The organism is Streptomyces sp. NPDC059740 (assembly GCF_042733155.1).
Lineage (GTDB): Bacteria > Actinomycetota > Actinomycetes > Streptomycetales > Streptomycetaceae > Streptomyces.
The window spans coordinates 101,459-121,053 of sequence record NZ_JBHWGP010000010.1 but is presented as its reverse complement, the minus strand read 5'-3'; the positions used below and the strand labels follow the sequence as shown (position 1 = coordinate 121,053).

Genomic DNA, 19,595 nt, shown 5'->3' with positions numbered 1-19,595 from the left:
GACAAGCCCGCCACTACCGGTAGTCATCCTTGTCAACACGCAGCTTCGCGCACCACCACTCGCGCTTCCCGCGCTCATGTACCAGGCCGTGGCCAGGTGGGCATCAGGGGGTCGTGCTGGTGCCAGATCAGGTCACGGCTTCCATGAGGGAGTTCGGCTGTTCCCCATTCCGCTCGCATCACTCCTCGCTCTAGGGAACAGGTGTAGGGAAGGAGAACAAGGCCGTCCACTCCAGGATGGTTGAGTAGTTCCGGAATGGTGGTGGACCCTTGCGTCCCATCCAGTCCGAGGTCGAGCTCCTGTTGCAGCGGCGGGGGGCTGAACTCGCGGATCAACTCTGCGCGCAGTCCGTAGGCATTACGAAGGCGGGCTGTCGTTACGGGGACGTTCCGCTTGGAGTAGCACAACGGGTAAAGCAATTGGCGCTCGACCAGCATTACGGTACGGCCGCGCAACCGAAGCGGCTCTCCGTAAGACGCGAGTCCTTCCGCAATCTCCTCGTACTGTGCGGCATACAGGCCATTCCCGTACGCCTCAAGAGTCTGCGTGCGGACTGCCTCATGACAGCTTCGAGCTCGGTCGTGGGCGCGCAGAAGGCAGGCTGGGATGATGTCGGCCAGTTCCGATGCAAGCTCACCGAAGGTGCTGTTCGCCCACTGGCCTACTGAGCCCATGCGCTGTCCCCTCCCGGCGGCATCAGACAGCCTGCACGTCAAAGCGTGCAGCGGAGCGAGGAGCTCAGGAAGAGCGCACTGAGGGCGCGGACGGAGCACGGCGGGAGCGCACCAACAGGCGTCTCCGACCACATCCCCACTGTCCGGGGGCTGCCGTACGATTTCCTCATGCGTAGAGGGGCGATCACACGGGACTCCGTTCTCCGTGTCTTGGGCGAGTACGACGAGTTGGGACGAGATGACTTCCTGGCGAAGTATCACTTTGGGAAGGCACGCTCGTACGTCTTGGTACACGAAGGACGGGAGTATGACTCCAAGGCAGTCGTCGGCGTAGCGCACAAATGGACCCAGGGGCGAGCTCTTGCGCCAGAGGAGTTCAGTGGAGGTAAGGAGCATGCCGTGGCGTGGCTCAAGCGAGCAGGATTCCAAGTCAAGACCGTCAAGAACCCCGACTGGGCGCGAGACGAAATCATCCTTGCCTGCCACCTGGTGATGGAAAACGGTTGGAAGGGGATGGATGCCCAGGACAGCATTGTAAAGGAGCTGTCTGCTCTGCTCCAGCTGCTACCCATCCACGCCGAGGTGGACCGCAACGATAAGTTTCGCAATCCGAACGGCGTCGCTCGCAAGACGTTCGACATCGCTACCAGGCACCCGGCCTACCAGGGCAAGCCCACGAACGGCGGAGCCCTCGACGTTGCGGTGCTGCACGAGTTCCTTGCTCGCCCGGAGGAGATGACCCAGACCGCGCACCTAATCCGTCAGGGAATCGCGACCGGAGATCTGCAGTCCCTCGCGCCGACTGAGGATGAAGAGTTTGACGAAGACTATAGTGCGCCCGAAGGTCGCCTCCTCATGCGCCGGCATAAGGCACGCGAGCGGAACAAGGGCCTGCGCAAGAAAAAAATTGCTTCTGTGCTGCATCGGGGCCTGCGGCTCGCCTGCGAGGCGTGCGGGTTTGACTTCGAGGAGGTCTACGGCGATCGCGGCGCCGGATACATCGAGTGTCATCACGTCGTGCCTCTGCACGAAGCGGGAGAGGGGCGGACGAAACTCAGTGAACTAGCACTTATCTGCGCCAACTGCCACCGTGTGATACATCGGCGTGCGCCGTGGCCCACCCCTGCAGAACTCCGAAAGACGATCGAACTGAAACGCTCCGCAGACGTCCGCGCGGCAGAGAACCTCACGCGACCCCGCAAGGTAGCTGACGCGCAGCTACTGCGCACGCAGTCTGACCTCCAACCCTGACATCAGCATCGGCGCACTACAGCATCTTCAGGCTGTAGACGTGTGGGCCTCCTGGGTCCACCCCGCGCCGGTGCCGGGGGGAGCTGCGGGCAGGGTTGGCGAGGTGTCCGCTGCGTCGCCCGCGGATGTGGGCCTCAAGGAGGCGGAAGTCGAGTCCGCGGCCTTGGTGGAAAGCGAGAAGTCGCGGGATCTCACCGCAGGGGCCGGGGCGTCCCGGGTCGGCGCCGTAGGCGGGGAGCACGGCCGTGCGGGCAGCGTCCAGAGGCTCGCCGTCTGGCAGGCCCGGTCCACCTCGGTGTCGATGTCGTGCCCCGCCCTCGCCCCGACAACCGGAGTCGAGCCCGATGTCAGACCCCCCGTGCATGATCGACCCATGACCCACGGATCTCTCGACGCCCTGCACGCGCTGGCCGAGCGGCACCTGCCCTCCGACGTCGCCGCACGCTGGCTGGGGCTGCTTCGCCCCGCGGCGCGCCTGACCGCCGCACACGACACAGCGTCGGGCGAAGGAGGTCAGGCGTACGGGTCCGTGGGGCAGTTGGGTGGGACTCCCGAGTTGCCGACGAGCTGGGACTGGCCGGCGTGGGAGGGACACGGGCCGCTCGCTTTCATAGCTTCGGTGGACTGCGCGGCGTTGCCCGGCGGGCTCGACATCGCGCTGCCGGGCGAAGGAAGGCTGCTCTTCTTCTACTTCGACGGTCAGGTGGACGACGGGGATGCTCTCGTCATCGCCGGCGATCGCGAGAGCTGGGCGGGCGCCCGGGTGCTCTACGTCCCGGCCGGCGTGGAGGTGTCGGCCCGGGAGACGCCTGCGGAGTTGGAGCCGTATCCGGCGGTACCGCTGACGGCGCGGACGGAGATGACCTCGGTCGACCGCTGGCACCCTTTGGCCGGCGAGGTCTTCGCGCCTGGCGCCCCGGCCGCTCAGCCTCAGGAGAACCCGGCGTGGGCTGAGGCGTTCCTCGATGCGCTGGAAGAGGTCGACACCTCCATCGGCCATCAGATAGGTGGGCATGCGCGGCCGGTGCAGAACACGGTGGAGCTGGAGATCGCGTCGGCGGTCCTGGAGGGGAAGGTCGGCTGGGACGATCCCCGCCTCGTCGAGGAGGCCGGTGGGTGGCTGCTGTTGGCGCAGATCGACAGCGACAGTGCTGCCGGAATGATGTGGGGGGACGTCGGCACGCTGTACTGGCTGATACGACCGCGGGACCTGGCGGAGCGGCGTTTCGACCGTGCCATGTTCACCTGGCAGTGCTGCTGACGGGCGACCGGGTCCGGCGTCCGGCGTCCGCCCCGCCCCGCCCTACCCCAGCGCTCCCGCCACCACCTTCGCCGCCTCCGCGATGAGCTTGTCGTCGTGTTCGGCGTTCTTGGTGTCACGGTGGGACATGACGGCCAGGGAGATCGGGGAGGCTTTCGGCGGCCAGAGGATCGCGATGTCGTTGCGGGTGCCGTAGCCGCCGTTCCCGGTCTTGTCGCCCACCTCCCAGTCGTCGGGGACGCCGGCGCGGATGAGTGCGTCACCTGTGGTGTTGCGCTTGAGCAAGTCCGTCAGCAGGTCCCGCTTGTCGGTGGGGAGGACGTCGCCGAGGACGAAGGTGCGCAGGTCGGTGGCCATGGCGCGGGGGGTGCTGGTGTCGCGGGGGTCACCGGGGACGCCGTCGCTGAGGTCGTCCTCGTAGTGGTCGGAGCGGGTGACGTGGTCGCCGATGCCCGCGAGGGCGGTCTGCAGGCTCCTGGGGCCGCCGATTTCGCGGAAGAGGAGGTTCGCGGCGCTGTTGTCGCTGTAGCGGACGGCGGCGTCGCACAGTTCGCGCAGGGTCATGCCGTCGGCGAGGTGGCGTGCGGTGATCGGCGAGTAGCCGGCGCCGGCGTCGCGCCGGTAGTGCACGCGGCGGTCGAGTTGCTTCAGGGACCTCTTCTGCAACAGGGCGCCGACGAGCAGGGCCTTGCAGGTCGAGCAGTAGGCGAAGCGCTCGTCGGCGCGGTGGGCGATCGACCGTCCGCTGCCCGTGTCGAGCGCGTAGACGCCCAACCTGGCGTCGTACTTCCGCTCCAGTGCGGTGAAGGCCTGGGCCGTGGCCTTGGTGTCCGAGGCTGAGGGGGACGGTGTCTGATGGGCGTGGGAGGACGCAGGGGAAGCGGCGTCAGTGGTGTCCTTCCCGCAGCCTGCGAGAGGGAGCGCCGCGAGTCCGGCCAGGGTGGCGAGTGCGGCACGGCGGGACGGAGTGGCGTTCATGAGCGTCTGCTTCCTGTGAGGGCGGGGTGGGGCGGCTGTCGGTATGGGGGCGAGGGCGGGGACGGAGGTGAGCCGGCGGGAGGAGCGCGGTCGGTATGGAGGGAGGACAGCAGCACCGGGGCCGTTCCGTCCAAGACCGATATGGCTCACGCATCGTTCAAGAAACGGATATGGTGCCTGGTCGTGGACTTGATCAGGCATCTGCAGTGCTTTGTGACTGTTGCAGAAGAGTCACACTTCGGTCGTGCCGCCCAGCGCCTCGGCATGGCCCAGCCGCCCCTGTCCCAGCGCATCCAGCGGCTGGAGCGGGAGTTGGGGGTACGACTCTTCGACAGGTCCAGTCGGCAGGTGACCATCACCAGGGGCGGCGCTCTCCTGCTCGACGAGGCCCGTCAACTGCTCGCCGACGCGGAGGCTTTGCGGGCGACGGCGCGCCGCGTCCGGGAGGGGCACAGCGGGCTGCTGCGTGCCGCGCTGCCTCCCGACGTCAGCGGGGAGACCGTGGCCGCGGTCCTGGCAGGCTTCCAGCAGGCGCGTGCCGGTGTGGAGTTGGAGCTGCGCGAGTTGTCGACGGCCGACCAGCTCGCCGCGCTGGCCTCGCATGATCTGGACGTCGGGCTCGTCCACCACCCGTGTGACGTGTCCGGGCTGGAGCTCGGCCTCGTCCTCCGTCGCGAGCTGGGCGTGCTGCTGCCGCGCGATGCCGCGGCGGCCCGGCTGGAGGCGGTCCCACTGGCCGCGCTCACCGGCTACGACCTGGTGCTCTTCCCCCGTGCCCACGCTCCGGCCGTGCACGACGACCTCCTCACCACCTGCGCCCGGCACGGTTACACCCCCACCGCGGTCCGGCACGGCCAGAGCCCGAGCTTCGTCCGCGGCCTGCTCCTCTCCCGCCGCGCCGTGACCTTCGGCCCGTCCGACACCGCGAACGCCGGGGACACCAATCTGGCATGGCGTCCGTTGAGCGGTGCGCCCCTGGCCTGGCGGCATTCGACGGCCTGGCTGCGCGGGCGGGGAGACGCCACCGTCCGCGCCTTCGCCGACACCGTCGCCGACGCTCTCTCCCGCACCGCCGACACCGGCCCCGACCTGCCTTCCGGCCCGCTGCATCTGCGCCCGGCGGCGGAGTACTCCCTATGACCGAGCGCCCCGACCCCTCCCGCCCACAGGACCCGTCCCATCCCCAGGTCCCGTCCCACCCGCAGGACCCGTCCCACCCGCAGGACCCGTCCCACCCGCATGGCCGGCCCTCCCCGGGCGCCCCCTCCCGCTCCGGCGACCCGTCCCGCCCGGGCGACCGGTCCCGCCCAGGTGACCGGTCCCGCCCAGGTGACCGGTCCCGGCCCCGGACCCGCTCCCACCCCCGCGACAGGATCACCGATGCCTTCGCCGAAGCGGGCGTCACCGGCTGGCTGCACGCCCAGGACGTCGACTCCGGTGCGCAGGTGGAGGTGGGCGCGGACCAGGTCGTCGTCACCGCCAGCGTCCACAAGCTGTGCCTGCTCGTCGCCCTGCACCGGCAGGCCGCAGCGGGTCGCCTGGATCTGACCGAGCAGGTGGAGTGCCCGCGCGAGGGTCGCACGCCGGGGCCCACCGGGCTGTCCGCGATGCTCGACGGTGCCCGCCTGTCGCTGCGGGACGCCGCCTACCTGATGGTGGCCGTCAGCGACAACACCGCCGCCGACCTGCTGCTGGACAGGGTCGGGCTGGAGGTCGTCAACGACACGACGCAGCAACTGGGCCTCACCAGGACCCGTGCCGTACAGAGCTTCCGCGAGTTCGTCGCCGGCCTCAGGGAGGATGCCGGGCCGGGTGGTCCGCAGGCCCTGGCCGACCCCCGGGTCCTCTCGCGCCTGCGCGCCCTGGACCCGGCCCGGTCCAGTCACAGCACCCCCCGCGACATGACCCGTCTGCTGGGCGCCGTCTGGCGGGACGAGGCCTGTGCACCGGAGCACGGCGCCGCCGTCCGACGCCTCCTCGGCCTCCAGGTCTGGCCCCACCGTCTTGCCGCGGGCTTTCCCTTCGACGACGTCCACGTGGCCGGCAAGACGGGCAGCGCGCCCACCCTCCGCAACGAGGTGGGGGTCGTGGAGTACCCCGACGGCGGACGGTACGCCGTCGCCGTCTTCACCCGCGCGGCCAGCCCCGCAGCCGCTCTGCCCGCCGCTGACGCCGTCATCGGCACCGCGGCACGCATCGCCGTCGACGCGCTGCGGCGGAGGCGGTCGGAGGCGGCGGGACGGTAGGCGGACGGGAGCGTCGGAGAACGGGACGGAGAGAGGGGGAAGGGGGGAGGGGGGAGGGAGGGGGGAGGGAGGGGGAGGGAGGGGGAAGGGACGGGAGTGGTCCGTGTGAGGGTGTGCGCGGCGTGCGTGGAGGCGTGAGGGGTGACGGGGATCGGGCGGGGAGGAGATGGAGAGGCCCCGCGTCGCGACGCTCTGTGAGCGTTTCGCCGCCCGCGGCACCCGCCCGGGAAGCGCAGAACCGGAATCCGGGAAGCGCAGAACCGGAATGCGGGCGACCGCCCACCGGCCCGTGTACGCCCCGCCCACAGGTGGGAGAATGACCTTCTGGCCTTGCTATCCGATCGGAGAGGGACGTGACGGCGACACCTGGGCAGCCGGAGGAGCGACGGGAGCGCCGTCCCGGGGCCGGTGCGGCCCCGGGGGTGCGGCCTCACCGGCGACGGACCACCGGGGGCCTCGGTCCGGCGTTGCTGCCGCTGTCACTGGCCGTGGCGCTGGCCCCGGTCCTCGTCGCGGCCACCGCCGGTTCGTTCTCCGGCGGCGGGACCAGGCGCTGGTTCGGCGGCGGCCGGAGCGAGAGCCAGCGGGCGGAGGCGCAGGCCGCGAAGGACGCCGCCGCGACGGCGTTCTACGAACTGGACACCGCCCAGCGGGATCTGCGGATCTCCATCGAGACGATCAGCGCCGTCGACAGCTCGCCCGCCGGGCGCAAGGCGGTGGCGGACTTCGAGCGCCTGGGCCGGCGGATCGACGAGGTCAGCCTGGCGTACATCACCGCGGTGGACGCGCACGACCTGGACCGTGACGGGCTCGACGCCGCGGCGGCCTCCCGGGCGCGCGCCGACCTCTCCCGGGCAAAGGACGAGTTGCAGCAGGTCAAGCGGGACCTGGACCGGTTCGCCCAGAGCCTCGGGCCGCAGCTGGGCCGCGCGGAGACCCAACTTGCCCAGCTCGCCCCCGCGGTGGAGCGGGCCCGGCAGGCCCTGCGGGCGGCCGGCGAGGCGTTGGAGGCGGCCCGGGGCAACGGACTGCGTGCCGACGACCTCGCCGCCCGGCTGGCGGCGCTGAGTCCGGCACTGACCGCACTGAACGAGGGCGCCGGCCGGCACGGGGTCCAGGAGACACTGCGGCGGGCCGACGAGACCCTGCGTGAGGCCGAGGCGGTGCGCACGGCGGCGGAGCGGCTGCCGGAGCAGGCCGCGGAGATCGACCGGCGGCTGGTCTCGCTGCGGACCCGGGCGCAGGCGCTCACCACGCGGGCGGGGAAGGTCGACCCGGTGCTGAGCGAACTGCGGCGCCGCTACAGCGCGGCGTGCTGGCAGGACCTCCAGCGGGTGCCGGAGGAGGCGGCCCGCGCGGTGCGGCAGGCCGAGGAGAAGCTGACGGAGGCGAAGAAGGCCAGGGACGAGCAGCGGTGGGCGGACGCCACGAGCCGCCTGGCCACGGTGCGTTCGCTGCTCAACACCACCGACGAGGCGGTCTCGGCGGCCGACGACCGGTTGCGGCGCCTGGACGCGGTCTCCTTCGACCCGCAGCAGGAGATCGAGCGCACCAGGTTCGCGGTCCGTGACGCCCAGCGGCTGGCCATGGCGGGCCGCGCCACCCCCGACCCGCGCCACGCCCGGCCCTTGGACGAGGCGGTGGCCCGGCTGGAGCGCGCCGAGGCGGGCCTGGAGGGGCGCCACCCCGACTGGTGGCACTTCCTCACCGAGACGGAAGCGGTGCGGGAGACGGCAGCAGAGGTGGTCCAGGACATCCGCGGGACCCGCAGCAACGGCTGACTGCACCGACGCCGGTCGCCACGGCGGAGAAGGCCCGGTGACCGTTCCGTGGGCCCGCGGGAAGGCGGCGGTTACCCTGTGGCCATGCCTCGCTACGAGTACCGCTGCCGGACCTGCGGCACGACCTTCGAACTCCGGCGCCCCATGGCGCAGTCCTCCGCTCCCGCGCCCTGCCCGCAGGGTCACGGGGACACCGTGAAGCTGCTCTCGACGGTGGCCGTCGGCGGCACGGCGACCGCGGCCCCGGCAGCCGCGCCCGCGTCCGGCGGGGGCGGGTGCTGCGGCGGCGGCTGCTGCGGCTGAGAGCGGCACCCGGCGGGGTCGCACCAGTACCTGCCCGGCAGGGTGCACCGAGCACTCCCCCTTGCCTGCCCGGGGCCCCACCCCGCCCCGGCAAGGCCCCCGTCCCCTCCGGGCGGGTACGACAGCCGGCCCGGGGTGGGCTGTACTCCCCCGGGCCGGTGGCGAGGCCCCGAACACCCCTGTCACCCCGCTCGACGTCACCCCGCTCGTCATCGCTCCGCTGGTCGACGTCCCCGCCCCTACCGCACCAGCGCAGCCACCTCGGCACGCATCGCCCGGACGATCGCCTCGCCTGCGGCCGCGCCCCGCTCGGTGAGCGGCCTGACCTGGGGCGCGGCCCAACCGGAGTCGGCCAGTTCGCCGTGGCCGGGCCGCCATGCCGTGTCGGCGGCGAGCAGCAGGTCGGCGTCGAGCAGCGAGTCGCCTGCCGCGAGGACCCGGCGGCCCCCGGTGCGGCGGACCACCTCGGCGACGGCTGCGCTCTTGGTGAGCGGCCTCGGCACCACGTACAGCTTCCGGCCCTGGAGCGAGACGGTCCAGCCGCGTTCGTCCGCCCAGTGCCCCAGGTCCTCGACCCAGGCGGGCGGCAGACCGGCCCGGTCGACCACGAGGTAGGCGAACAGGTCCTCCGCCGTCCGTTCCTTCAGCAGCCAGGCCGGGTCGGCGGTGGCGGCCAGGTGGGCGCGGACCTCGGCCAGGGGGGCGCAGGAGGCCGCCAGGCGTGCGGTGACCTCGCGGTGCCAGTCCGTGTCGGAGACCCCGTCGACCAGGAGGTGCCCGCCGTTGGCACAGACGGCGAACCGCGGTGCCGGGCCGGGAAGACGAATGCGGGCGTACTGCTCGCGGGTGCGGGTGGTGGCGGGGACGAACACCGCGGCGCGGGCCAGGTCGGCGAGGACGGTCGCGGCGGCCTCGGTCAGGTAGGACAGGGGTTGCCGCTGGTAGACCTCCACGCACAGCAGTCGCGGGGCCTCGGCGTCCGGGACGGCGAGGTCCAGCGCCGCCGCGGAGTAGATCAGCGTCCGGTCCAGGTCACTGGCGACGACCACGGGCCCGGTCGCGGTGGCGGAAGCGGGCCCCGCGGTGACCGGATCAGCGGTTCCGGGGCCGGGTGCGACGACCTCGCCGAGGGCGGAACCGGCCGAGGCAGGACCGGTCGTGGCGAGCCCGACCGTACCGGCCCCGGCCACAACCGGTCCGGCCACGTCGGCCGCGGCCACATCCGGCACGCCCGCCACCGGCCCCACGGTGACCGACCCGGCCGCCACGGACCCGCCCGCGTCCGCCCCGGCCGCTTCGGGGAGAGGCCTGCGGCTCATGCGGACGTCACCGCCTCGGCGCCGGTCCCGGCCGGAGCGGTGGCCGACGTGGTGCCGGGCGTGGTGTCGGACGTGGGTGTCGGGACGGCCGAGGGGACAGCGCGGCCGTCGGCGCCGGTGGCGCCGCGGGTGTAGCGGGGGTGGATGAGGCCGACACAGCTGTACGGCAGGTCGGCCACCTCCTCCACGGGCACCCCCCGTTGCGCGGCGAGCAGGCGGACGTGGTCGAGGTCCGTCCCCGCGCCCGTCCGGGCCAGCACCTTCCAGGGCACGCGGCGCAGCAGGACCCGGGTGGTCTCGCCGACGCCCGGCTTGACGAGGTTGACGTCCTCGACGCCGTACTCCGCGCTGATCCGTTCGACGGCGGCCCAGCCCTCCCAGGTGGGCGTGCGGTCGGTGCCGGCCAGGCGGCGGGCCTCGGCGAGGGCGTCGGCGGCGACGGCGTCGAACTGCGCCTGGACGGTGTCGAGGAAGTGGCCGGAGAGGTCCGCGTCCGCCAGTTCCCGGTAGAACTTGGCGCCGTGGAAGTCGTCCGGCCCGACCAGGTCGCCGCGGAGGACCGTGCGGGAGACCAGCCCGGAGACGGTGGAGTTCAGGCAGGCGGAGGGGATGAGGAAGTCCTCGCGGGTGCCGTAGATCTCGACGCAGGAGCCGGGGTCGGCGAGGACGGCGACGCGGGGGTCGAAGCCGCCGGTGGGCGCTTCCGGCGTCGCCCAGGGCAGGTCCTCCAGGGCGGCGGCGAGTTCGCGGGTGATGGCGCCCTTGCCCGTCCAGCCGTCGACGAACACGACGTCCGCGGGGTCGTGGTGGGCGGCGAGCCAGCGCAGGGCGGTGGCGTCGATCCCGCGGCCCCGCACGATGGAGACGGCGTAGTGCGGCAGTTCCAGGCCGTGGCGGTGCGCGGCCCAGCGCCGCATCAGCACGCCCACGGGTGTGCCGGCGCGGGCCAGGGAGACCAGCACGGGTCGCGGCGAACGTGTCGCGAGGACCAGTTCGGTGACGGTGCCGACGGCCGCCGCGATCCGGCCCGCGGAGGCGTCCAGGGCCGAGTGGAACAGCTCGCGGTAGCGGGGGCTGGGCTGGTACTCGACCGGCAGCGACTCGGCGTAGTGGGCGCCGCCCTGCTGGATGGCCTCCTCCCGCTCCTCGGTGGGTGCCTCCAGGGTGACGTCCGAGAGGTCCTGGAGGAGCCAGCCGACCTCCTCGGGCGCGTAGGAGGAGAAGTGCGGGCCGCGCAGGGGCTCGCGACCGGGCGGGAGGGGTGCGGGGCGGGGCGTGGGCATGGGGCACCTGTCGTCTGGTCGTTGCGGGGGCGTCGCGGGGGGCTGCGGCCCGGGGGCGGGTGGGGCGTCGCGGGCGGGGCGATGTGGGGCCGTCACGGCTGAGGGGCCCGCGGCGCGGGACGGGGCCCGGGGCTGCTTTCGGTCCGCGCGGGGGCCGCCGGGTGCGGTGTGCGGACGGGGAGGACCGCCAGCAGCAGCTGGTCGGTGTGGGCGCGCAACACGTCCAGCAGGCCGCCCGGGGCGTGCAGTTGCGGGGTGTCCGCCGGGGTGTCCACCACGGCGACGACGGTGTCGAAGCGGCGCTCGGCGGCGGTGCCGGGGGCGACGTTGTAGGCGTAGCGCGGTCCGGGGCCGTCCGCCGGGTCGTCGTGGGCGGGGAAGTCGAGCCGGGTGCGGATGGCGTAGCCGGGGTCGTCCAGGGCGAGGACGGGCGAGCGGGTGGTGGTGGAGAAGTGGACCGTCCTCGGCTCCCCTTCGGCGGTGGGGGTGGTGGCCAACAGGTCCTCCAGGGCGGTGGCCAGACGCAGCGGCGCGTACATCAGCTCCTCGTTGCCCAGGACGAGTATGCGGCGGGCGGCCGGTGCCAGGTGGCGGGCCAGGTCTGCGGCGAGGCCGGGCAGGGCGGCGGTGAGGGCCTCGCGGTCGGCGGGCGTGAAACCGTGCCGGCCGCCCTCCCGGACGCCCTCCGGCCAGTTGAGCGCCACCCGCACCGCCGGTGGCGCGGTGTGCCGCGGGGCCAGGGTCCCGCCTTCCGCGTCCGCGGAGTACGGTGCCGGGCTGTGGGCGGCGACGAGGGCCTGGCCGCGCTCCAGGACGTCGGCGGGGAGGGCGACCGTGCCGCGGGCCAGCGCGACCACCTCGACGCGCGCCCCGAGTCCGGCGGCGAAGTCCGCGAGGTGCTTGCGGTCGGCGGGCGAACGCATGTCGACCAGCGCGACGATGACGTAGGTCTCGCGCGGGTGGCGGGCGTGCAGGGCGGCGATGGTGTTGAGCACCGTCCGGCCGGTGGAGAACTCGTCGTCGACGAGGACCAGGGGGCCTTCGCCGGCCAGGAGTTCGGGGTCCTCGGGGAGGAGGAGGTGGGAGGTGGCGTGGCTGTGCTCCTCCTCGAAGCCTCCGACGGGGGGCACCCCGGGTATGAGCCGTCGCGTGGAGTGGAGGCAGGGGGCGAGCGCCATGCCGTCGGCGACGCTGTGCCCGAGGCCGGTGGCCGTCTCGGCGTACCCGAGCACGACGGCGCGGGCGGTGGCCTCGTCCCCCAGCAGGGCGCGGACCTCGCGGCCCAGGCGCACCCCCGACTCGTGGACGAGGTGGGGCCGCTGCGGGACGTGCTTGCCCAGGACGTGGGAGACCAGCAGATGGGCGCGGCGCGGGTTGCGGCGCAGGGCCAGGCCGAGGAGGTCGCGCAGGGCCGGGTCCCCTTCCAGCCGGACCTCCAGGCGTTCGGCCACCCACTCGCCGGACCAGACCTGCCGCGGCGCCTGCCCGTCACCGGCCGCTTTCCGGTCCCCGGCGCACTCGCCCGTCCCGGCGGGGTGGTCGGCTCGGGTGTCCGGGGCGCCGGCGGCGCGGGTGCCGGCGGCGGGGTCTGCCGGATGGGACGGGGGCGGGGTGTGCTGCTTCGGCTGGTTCATGTCCTCGTGCGGGGTCGTGGGGGTGGGGGCGGCCGGACGGGCCGGTGGGCGGACGGGACGGGCCGTCATCGGGCTCCCGCCCCGGCGGTGCCCACCGCGGTCGTTCCCGCCGTGAGCAGCTCCACGAAGCCGACACCCTCCCGGAGCACCCCGAAGACCTCGGCGCGCAGCAGGATGCGTTCGGCCCAGGCCCGGTGGGGCTTCACCTCGTTCATCTTGTTGGTGTAGGAGGAGCGCACCACCCCGCCGCCGCACCGGTCGGGGCGCAGGATGTCGACGGCGTCGCTGTACTCCTCGTGGCTGACCACGGAGAGGGCGTGGACGGGCGCCACGTGGGTGGGGTGGATGCACGTCTTGCCCAGCAGGCCGTTGGCGCGGTCGAGCTGCACCTCCCGCAGCAGGCCGTCGAGGTCGTGCTCGATCAGCGCGTCCCGCAGCTCCTCGGCCCGCCCGCGGAAGGGGCTGACCCGCAGCTGCGGCTTGAACATGCGCTCCTGGTGGCGGAAGTACTCCCAGACGGGCCCGGTCACGGTGAAGCCGGTGCCGTCGGCGCGGCCCAGGACGTTGACGACGTCCGCGATGACGGAGGCGACGATGCGCACGTCGTAGGCGGTCATGTCGGGTGCCCGGCGCAGTCCGTAGGCGGAGCAGAAGTCGGTGACGCCCAGCCGGAGGGCCAGTACCCGGTCGCGGTACTTGTCCAGGGTGCGGGCTATGCCGTGCAGGGTCTCGTTCCGTGTCTCCAGGTGGAGCAGCTCGGGGGATTCCAGGACGGGCATCGCCAGCAGCCGTCCGCCCGCGGGCTCGGCCGCCGCGATCGCCTCCAGGAAGGGCACCCCCCGCTCCTCGGTGAACTTCGGCAGGACGAAGCCGCTGAGCAGCGTCACGGCGGGGCCCATCCGCCGGACCAGGTCGGGTATCTGGTCGGGGGTGCGCACCCGCACGAAGAGCAGTGGCAGGGGGGTGCCGGCCGCGTCGGCCTCGGCGAGGTCCGCGAACTGGCGGACGAGGTTCGCCTCCCCTTCGGCGACGTCCTCGTCCCCGATGGAGTCCTCCAGGCAGAGCACCATCGACACCACCCCGCGGGCCGCCTGTTTGACGACGTCGGCGGCGAGTTCCGGCCTCGTCGCGGGGCTGTAGAGCGTGGCGCCCAGGGCCACCGCGAGGGTGGCGAGTGGCGAGTCCGCGGTGAAGAGAGCAGGTTCGCGGTGGAAGAGCGCGACGCGCGTCTCTGGGTCCACGTGGTCGAAGTGGCGCATGGGAGTCCCCCGTTCGCTGATGGTGCTTGACGACGCGTCGTGCGGTCCCTCTGCGTCCCGATCTGGCCGGTAATCGTACGTGTGGGGTGGGTCCCGAAGTTCCCGAGGGCGTGAAGGTTGTGTGTCGCCCGGGGGCGCCTCCAGGGTCGCGGGCAGGGCCGGCGGACAGGGATGGACGCGCCGGGCGCACGCCCCGGGCCGCGTTGTCCCGGGCCCCGACCACGAGGCAGGATGGCCGTCATGACGCACGCCATGCCCAAGGGGTCGAACGTTCCCCTCACCACCCCGGCGGTCCGTGCCGTCCTGCGGTGGGCGTCCGGACCCGGGGTTCCCGTCGTCGACGCCTGCGCCCTGCTGGTGACGGAAGCGGGGAAGGTGCGCGGCGACGAGGACTTCGTCTTCTACAACCAGCCGACGCACCCCTGCGGGCTGGTGCGGCACCTGCCCAGGGAGCAGTCCGGCGACGGGTTCGCCGAGGCCCTGGAGGCCGACCTCGCCCCCCTGGAGGCGGCGGTGGAGCGCGTCGTGGTCGCCGCGTCCACCGACGGCGGCGCCTTCGGTGCCGTACCGGGGCTGCGCCTGGAGCTGTACGCGGCGGGGGGTGGGGACGGCGAGCCGTACGCCCGCTTCGACATCGAACCGGAGACGGGTGAGGAGTCCGCCCTGATCTGCGGCGAGCTCTACCGTCGCGGCGACGCCTGGAAGTTCCGGGCCCTCGGGCAGGGGTACACCGGCGGCCTCGCGGAGCTGGCCGCCGAGTTCGGCATCGTGGTGGCGGAGGAGCCGGACGGCTCCGCCCCGGCCGCCACCGGCCGGGGCGACGAAGCCGCTGGCGGCGCGGGGCCGGACGACGCGCCTACCGCCGGGACCGCACCGTCCGCCGGAAGCGCACCTACCGGCGTGACCGCGCCGGCCGCGGAGCGCGGCGGCGAGGCGTCCGCGGAACCGGCGCCGCAGGCTGTGCCGCCGCCCGAGCCCGATGCGGAGGCGGTGACCCGTCCGGCCTGGCCCGCGCCCGCGCCGGCCGGGCCCGAGCCGGCCGCGTCCCCCTCGCCCGTCGAGGCGCCGGCTGCCGCCGGCCCGGTGGCCGAACCCACCCAGCCGATGGTCACCGCCTGGCCGACCGAGGCCGGTGCCCCCACCGAGGCGCACGCCCCGTTCCCCGCGCCGCCCACGCACGGGGCGGGGCCGCTCGCGCCGGGTTCCCCGACCGAAGCGGTGACCCTGCCTCCCAGCGGCCCTCCGGTCACCGGCGCGGCGCACCCCGCCGTGCCGCCGCCGCCGGCCCACCCGCCGACCGGCTATGCCGCGCCGGGGCCGCAGCAGACCGGGTACGGCTTCCCCCAGCAGCCCCCGCCGGCCCAGCCGCCCGGCTACGGCTACGGCTACCCGGGGCCCGTGACTCAGGCGCCGCCGCCCGCCTACGGCTACCCTCAGCAGACCTCGGCCGGCCCTGCGGCAGCCGCGCCGCCCGGGTACGCGGTGCCGCAGCAGGGGGCCGCGCCCGCCGGTCCCTTCGCGCTGCCGCCGCAGGGGCCGCAGTTCCAGCGGCGCTGAGGTCGGGGCGGCGGCCGGTGGCGTCCGTCCCGGTGCGGCGATCCGCGGGCGCCGGGCCGCGCGGCCGTTGGCGGTGAGGCGGCGCGGCCCGCGGGCCCGGGCGGCGCTGAGGTCGCAGGGCCGGGGCAGTGGGGGCGCAGGGACCGCCGGCGGTGGGGTCGCGCTGTGCGGTCCGCCGGTCTCAGGTCTTCGTCTTGTAGCCGCGCCCCCAGTGCAGCCCCCAGCCGTAGAGGCGGTCCAACTCGGACTGGAAGCCGTAGACGTAGCGGACCTCGCGGCGCACGGTGAGGTCGCCCTTCTCGTTCTCCAGCATGAACACGGCGCAGGACCTGGCCTGCGGGGCGCGTTCGTCGAGGCCTATCTCCACCCGGGGGCCGCTGCTGGGGTAGAGGGAGACGACGGCGTGCGTGCGGTCGAAGGCGGGGGTGCCGTCGTAGATGTAGACGAAGATCAGCAGGCGCCGGATCTCGTCACTGTGGTCGAGGTTGACGTACAGCGTCTCGCCGGAGGGTGAGCCGAACCGGTCGTCTCCGCTGAGCTGCACGTAGGGCGGCCCGTTGAGGTCGCCGAGGAAGTCGCCGAGCGGCTGCACCACGCCCTTGCTGCCGTCCTTCAGCTCGTACATGCAGGCCAGGTCGAGGTCGATCTTGACGACGGCGGGGCCCTGGGCCGTCACGATCTCGGGTTTGAAGAGGGAGCCGGGGTTGCGCAGCAGGTCCCTGCCGCTCCGGCCGGAACGGTCGCCAATGTCGCTGGTGCGCATCTGCCAGTGCAGGTTGACGCGCAGGTGCCCGGTGGAGGCGCCCTGCTTGGTGAGCGAGACCGACGAGCGGCGTTTGGTCAGTTCCACCACCTGCGGTCCGCCGACTGCGTCGAAGTCGGCCTTCGGCCCACCTCGCAGCCAGTCCAGCCACTGCGACATCTCGCCCTCCCCTGGGCCGGTGACGGCCGTACGAAAAAGAGGGGCGGCGGCGAGGAGAACCCCGTCGCCGCCCCTCTCTGAAGCGTTCCGCGAACAGCCCGGTGTCACACGTGGAGCGCGGGCTGTTCTCCCTCGCTCTCACCGGCGATCCGGCGGTTGCGCACCACCGAGGACCAGTAGGAGAGGCCGATCAGCGCGACGCCGATGAGGCCGGTGACGACCTCCGGGATCTCGTACTTGATGGTGGCGAGGAGGATGACGGCCAGCGCGCCGATGGCGTAGTGGGCGCCGTGCTCCAGGTAGACGTAGTCGTCCAGGGTGCCCTTGCGGACCAGGAAGACGGTCAGCGACCTGATGTACATGGCGCCGATGCCCAGACCCAGCGCCATCTCGAAGATGTCGTTGGTGATGGCGAAGGCGCCGACGACCCCGTCGAAGGAGAAGGACGCGTCGATGACCTCAAGGTAGAGGAACATGAAGAACGCGGCCTTGCCGGCGAGGCCGACGGCGGAGGAGGCACCGCGCGCCGGCTTCCCGGCCGTCTCCGCGTCACCCTCCTCCTCGTCCTCGTCGTCCTCCAGGCGGTCCTCGAAGTAGCCGGAGACACCGCCGACGACGAGGTAGGTCAGCAGACCGGCGACGCCGGAGAGCAGCACCGTGGCGCTCTTGTCCGCGCCGCCGTGGGCCACCGAGGTGGCCACGGTGGTGGCGGTCACGATCAGGACGACGAGCGCGATGATCACCGAGAGCATGTCCAGCTTGCCGAGCTTGGCGAGCGGCTTCTCGATCCACGCGAGCCACTTGTAGTCGCGCTCCTCGAAGATGAAGTCGAGGAAGATCATGAAGAGGAACATGCCACCGAAGGCGGCGATCGCCGGGTGGGCGGCCGTCACCAGGTGCTGGTAGTGGTTCTTGTCGTTGATCGCGAGGTCGACGGCCTTGATGGGGCTGAGTTTCGCCGTGATCGCGACGATGACCACGGGGAAGACCAGTCGCATGCCGAACACGGCGATGAGCACGCCGACCGTCAGGAAGATCTTCTGCCAGAAGGCGTTCATCTTGCGGAGGATGCCCGCGTTGATGACCGCGTTGTCGAAGGAGAGGGAGATCTCCAGGACGGACAGAATCGCGACGATCGCCAGGCCCTGCCACCCCCAGATGAAGCCGGCGAGGGCGAGGCCGACCACCGTGATGGCGAACGACCAGCCGAAGGTTTTCAGGAGCACTGCTAACCCATTCCTTGCTGTCGGGTTCCCCCGCGCGCAGTGCGCGGTCTGACGAAACGTCCCACCGTTTTACGAAACGTTGACCCCGAAGTCTAGAGCGATGCCCCGAAGCCCCGACGCGTACCCCTGACCCACGGCCCGGAACTTCCACTCGCCGCTGTGGCGGTAGACCTCCCCGAAGATCATCGCGGTTTCGCCGGCCGCGTCCTCGCTCAGGTCGTAGCGGGCCAGTTCGCTGTCGTCCGCCTGGTTGACCACGCGGATGAAGGCGTTGCTGACCTGGCCGAAGCTCTGGCCCCGGGCATCCGCCTCATGGATGGAGACCGGGAAGACGATCTTCTCCACGGCCTCGGGGACGCTTCCCAGGTCCACCAGGATCGACTCGTCGTCGCCCTCTCCCTCACCGGTGAGGTTGTCGCCGGTGTGCTCCACCGAGCCCTCCGGGCTGGTGAGGTTGTTGTAGAAGACGAAGTACTCGTCGCCCAGCACCCTGCCCCCGGCGCACAGCAGCGCGCTGGCGTCCAGGTCGAAGGGGGCTCCGGTGGTGGAGCGCGCGTCCCAGCCGAGGCCGACCATGATCTTTTCGAGGTTCGGTGCGGCCTTGGACAGGGAGACGTTGCCCCCCTTGGCGAGTGTGACGCCCATGTTGTTGGTTTCCTCCCCGGAGTAGGGGCCGCCGGCCTCCCGGGCCGGGCAGCGCTCTTGCAAGCAGCACGCGGCGCCGCACCCCGGGCGGGGTACGGCGCCGGGCGGGACACGTCCACGGGCGTGCCCGGCACGTGCCGGTGGTCGGTTCCGGACCGGGCCGTGGGCCGGCCGTGGTCCGTCGCCTGGTCGGCCGGCCCCGGGAAGGGCCGGCCGCCAGCCAGCCTGCCCCGATCCCGTACCGGTCAGGCCTGGAACGCACCATCCGGAACCAGACGGTGATCTGGATGCCTCAGAAAGCGCGGTGAACTGTGCTCGGGCGGGCGTGGCCTGGCACGCACTCCCCCAGCCTTCGGCCGGGGGGACCCCCATCCCGCGTGGTCGTCGGTCGACGCTCCGCGTCGCCGTTCTCCTCCGCCTGGGGATCGCACGCACCAGACCATGCCCGCTGATCCGAACCCAGGTTCCACCACACTTCCTCAGACGTTGACGCCGAAGTCCTGGGCGATGCCGCGCAGGCCCGAGGCGTAGCCCTGGCCCACCGCACGGAACTTCCACTCCGCGCCGTTGCGGTACAGCTCGCCGAAGACCATCGCGGTCTCCGTGGAAGCGTCCTCGCTCAGGTCGTACCGGGCGATCTCGGTGTTGTCGGCCTGGTTGACGACGCGGATGAAGGCGTTGCGGACCTGGCCGAAGCTCTGCTGGCGGTTCTCGGCGTCGTAGATCGACACCGGGAAGACGATCTTGGCGACCTCGGCCGGCACCCCGACGAGGTTCACCTTGACCTGCTCGTCGTCGCCCTCGCCCTCACCGGTGAGGTTGTCACCGGTGTGCTCCACCGAGCCGTCGGGGCTCTTGAGGTTGTTGAAGAAGACGAAGTTCTGGTCGTTGCCCACCTTGCCCGTCTCGTCGACGAGCAGTGCGCTGGCGTCCAGGTCGAAGTCGGTACCGGTGGTCGTACGCGCGTCCCAGCCCAGCCCCACGATGACGGCGGTCAGGTTGGGGGCTTCCTTCGTCAGCGAGACGTTGCCGCCCTTGCTGAGGCTGACTCCCACGAGTCCTCCCTAAGAGTCGAGGGGTACGTCACGAGTCGTGCCCCCGTCGTGCATGGCATGTCGGATCAACGAATCGATCCTAGTGACGGGTTCCCGCAGACGGCATGCGCCGCACTCGGCCCCGCCGGGGCCGGTGCGCCCGGCGGAAGGCTCCGGGCGCCGGCTCCGTCGCCGTTTCCGCTCCGCGACGCCGGCCGGCGG

At 72.5% G+C, this 19,595-nt stretch carries 14 protein-coding genes and 1 pseudogene; 7 read left to right on the top strand and 8 right to left on the bottom strand.

All coding sequences use genetic code 11. The features are described from left to right. Positions 1-1,073: 1,073 nt before the first annotated feature. Together ACFV3R_RS14980 and ACFV3R_RS14975 are read left to right on the top strand one after the other, a co-directional pair. Positions 1,074-1,925, top strand: a complete 852-nt coding sequence (locus ACFV3R_RS14980; protein WP_385581399.1) for an HNH endonuclease — start codon at positions 1,074-1,076, stop codon at positions 1,923-1,925. A gap of 373 nt (positions 1,926-2,298) precedes the next feature. Beyond that, positions 2,299-3,186, top strand: coding sequence for a YwqG family protein (locus ACFV3R_RS14975; RefSeq protein WP_385581396.1), 888 nt, complete (start codon positions 2,299-2,301; stop codon positions 3,184-3,186). 42 nt (positions 3,187-3,228) lie between these two features. Here the strand turns inward: ACFV3R_RS14975 and bla are convergent, their stop codons facing one another. After that, entirely contained in the window at positions 3,229-4,164 is a 936-nt protein-coding gene (bla, locus tag ACFV3R_RS14970; RefSeq protein WP_385581394.1) for a class A beta-lactamase, read from the bottom strand. A gap of 183 nt (positions 4,165-4,347) precedes the next feature. On the opposite strand from bla, the gene ACFV3R_RS14965 reads away from it, so the two are divergent. The 4 genes from ACFV3R_RS14965 to ACFV3R_RS14950 all read left to right on the top strand — a co-directional run bounded on the left by ACFV3R_RS14965 (position 4,348) and on the right by ACFV3R_RS14950 (position 8,494). Then, entirely contained in the window at positions 4,348-5,304 is a 957-nt protein-coding gene (locus tag ACFV3R_RS14965) for a LysR family transcriptional regulator (protein WP_385581391.1), read from the top strand. Further along, a complete protein-coding gene (locus ACFV3R_RS14960; RefSeq protein ID WP_385581388.1) occupies positions 5,301-6,410 on the top strand; it encodes a serine hydrolase in 1,110 nt (369 codons plus the stop codon). Before ACFV3R_RS14965 ends, ACFV3R_RS14960 begins: the two co-directional genes overlap by 4 nt. A 353-nt stretch (positions 6,411-6,763) precedes the next feature. Beyond that, a complete protein-coding gene (locus ACFV3R_RS14955) occupies positions 6,764-8,191 on the top strand; it encodes a hypothetical protein (RefSeq protein WP_385581385.1) in 1,428 nt (475 codons plus the stop codon). An 84-nt stretch (positions 8,192-8,275) separates the two neighbouring features. After that, positions 8,276-8,494, top strand: coding sequence for a zinc ribbon domain-containing protein (locus ACFV3R_RS14950; RefSeq protein WP_385581381.1), 219 nt, complete (start codon positions 8,276-8,278; stop codon positions 8,492-8,494). Between the two features lie 239 nt (positions 8,495-8,733). Here the strand turns inward: ACFV3R_RS14950 and ACFV3R_RS14945 are convergent, their stop codons facing one another. The 3 genes and pseudogenes from ACFV3R_RS14945 to ACFV3R_RS14935 form a co-directional block, all read right to left on the bottom strand. After that, complete coding sequence (locus ACFV3R_RS14945; RefSeq protein ID WP_385581697.1) at positions 8,734-9,543, bottom strand: HAD family hydrolase; 810 nt, start codon at positions 9,541-9,543, stop codon at positions 8,734-8,736. Positions 9,544-9,809: 266 nt separating this feature from the next. After that, positions 9,810-12,547 (bottom strand): annotated as a pseudogene (locus tag ACFV3R_RS14940) (phosphoribosyltransferase). 248 nt (positions 12,548-12,795) lie between these two features. Next, positions 12,796-13,989, bottom strand: coding sequence for an HpcH/HpaI aldolase/citrate lyase family protein (locus tag ACFV3R_RS14935; RefSeq protein ID WP_385581378.1), 1,194 nt, complete (start codon positions 13,987-13,989; stop codon positions 12,796-12,798). A gap of 240 nt (positions 13,990-14,229) precedes the next feature. Here ACFV3R_RS14935 and ACFV3R_RS14930 point away from each other — a divergent pair, with 240 nt between their 5' ends. Then, positions 14,230-15,546 (top strand): TerD family protein, encoded by a 1,317-nt coding sequence (locus tag ACFV3R_RS14930; RefSeq protein WP_385581375.1) that lies wholly within the window; start codon positions 14,230-14,232, stop codon positions 15,544-15,546. 181 nt (positions 15,547-15,727) lie between these two features. Here ACFV3R_RS14930 and ACFV3R_RS14925 read toward each other — a convergent pair whose 3' ends face one another. The 4 genes from ACFV3R_RS14925 to ACFV3R_RS14910 all read right to left on the bottom strand — a co-directional run bounded on the left by ACFV3R_RS14925 (position 15,728) and on the right by ACFV3R_RS14910 (position 19,394). Beyond that, on the bottom strand, positions 15,728-16,468 hold the full coding sequence (locus tag ACFV3R_RS14925; RefSeq protein ID WP_385581372.1) for a Tellurium resistance: 741 nt from the start codon (positions 16,466-16,468) through the stop codon (positions 15,728-15,730). A 104-nt stretch (positions 16,469-16,572) separates the two neighbouring features. Continuing rightward, complete coding sequence (locus ACFV3R_RS14920) at positions 16,573-17,694, bottom strand: DUF475 domain-containing protein (protein WP_385581370.1); 1,122 nt, start codon at positions 17,692-17,694, stop codon at positions 16,573-16,575. Positions 17,695-17,763: 69 nt separating this feature from the next. Then, positions 17,764-18,339, bottom strand: coding sequence for a TerD family protein (locus ACFV3R_RS14915; RefSeq protein ID WP_385581367.1), 576 nt, complete (start codon positions 18,337-18,339; stop codon positions 17,764-17,766). A gap of 479 nt (positions 18,340-18,818) precedes the next feature. Then, positions 18,819-19,394, bottom strand: a complete 576-nt coding sequence (locus ACFV3R_RS14910; protein WP_385581365.1) for a TerD family protein — start codon at positions 19,392-19,394, stop codon at positions 18,819-18,821. Positions 19,395-19,595 lie beyond the last annotated feature (201 nt).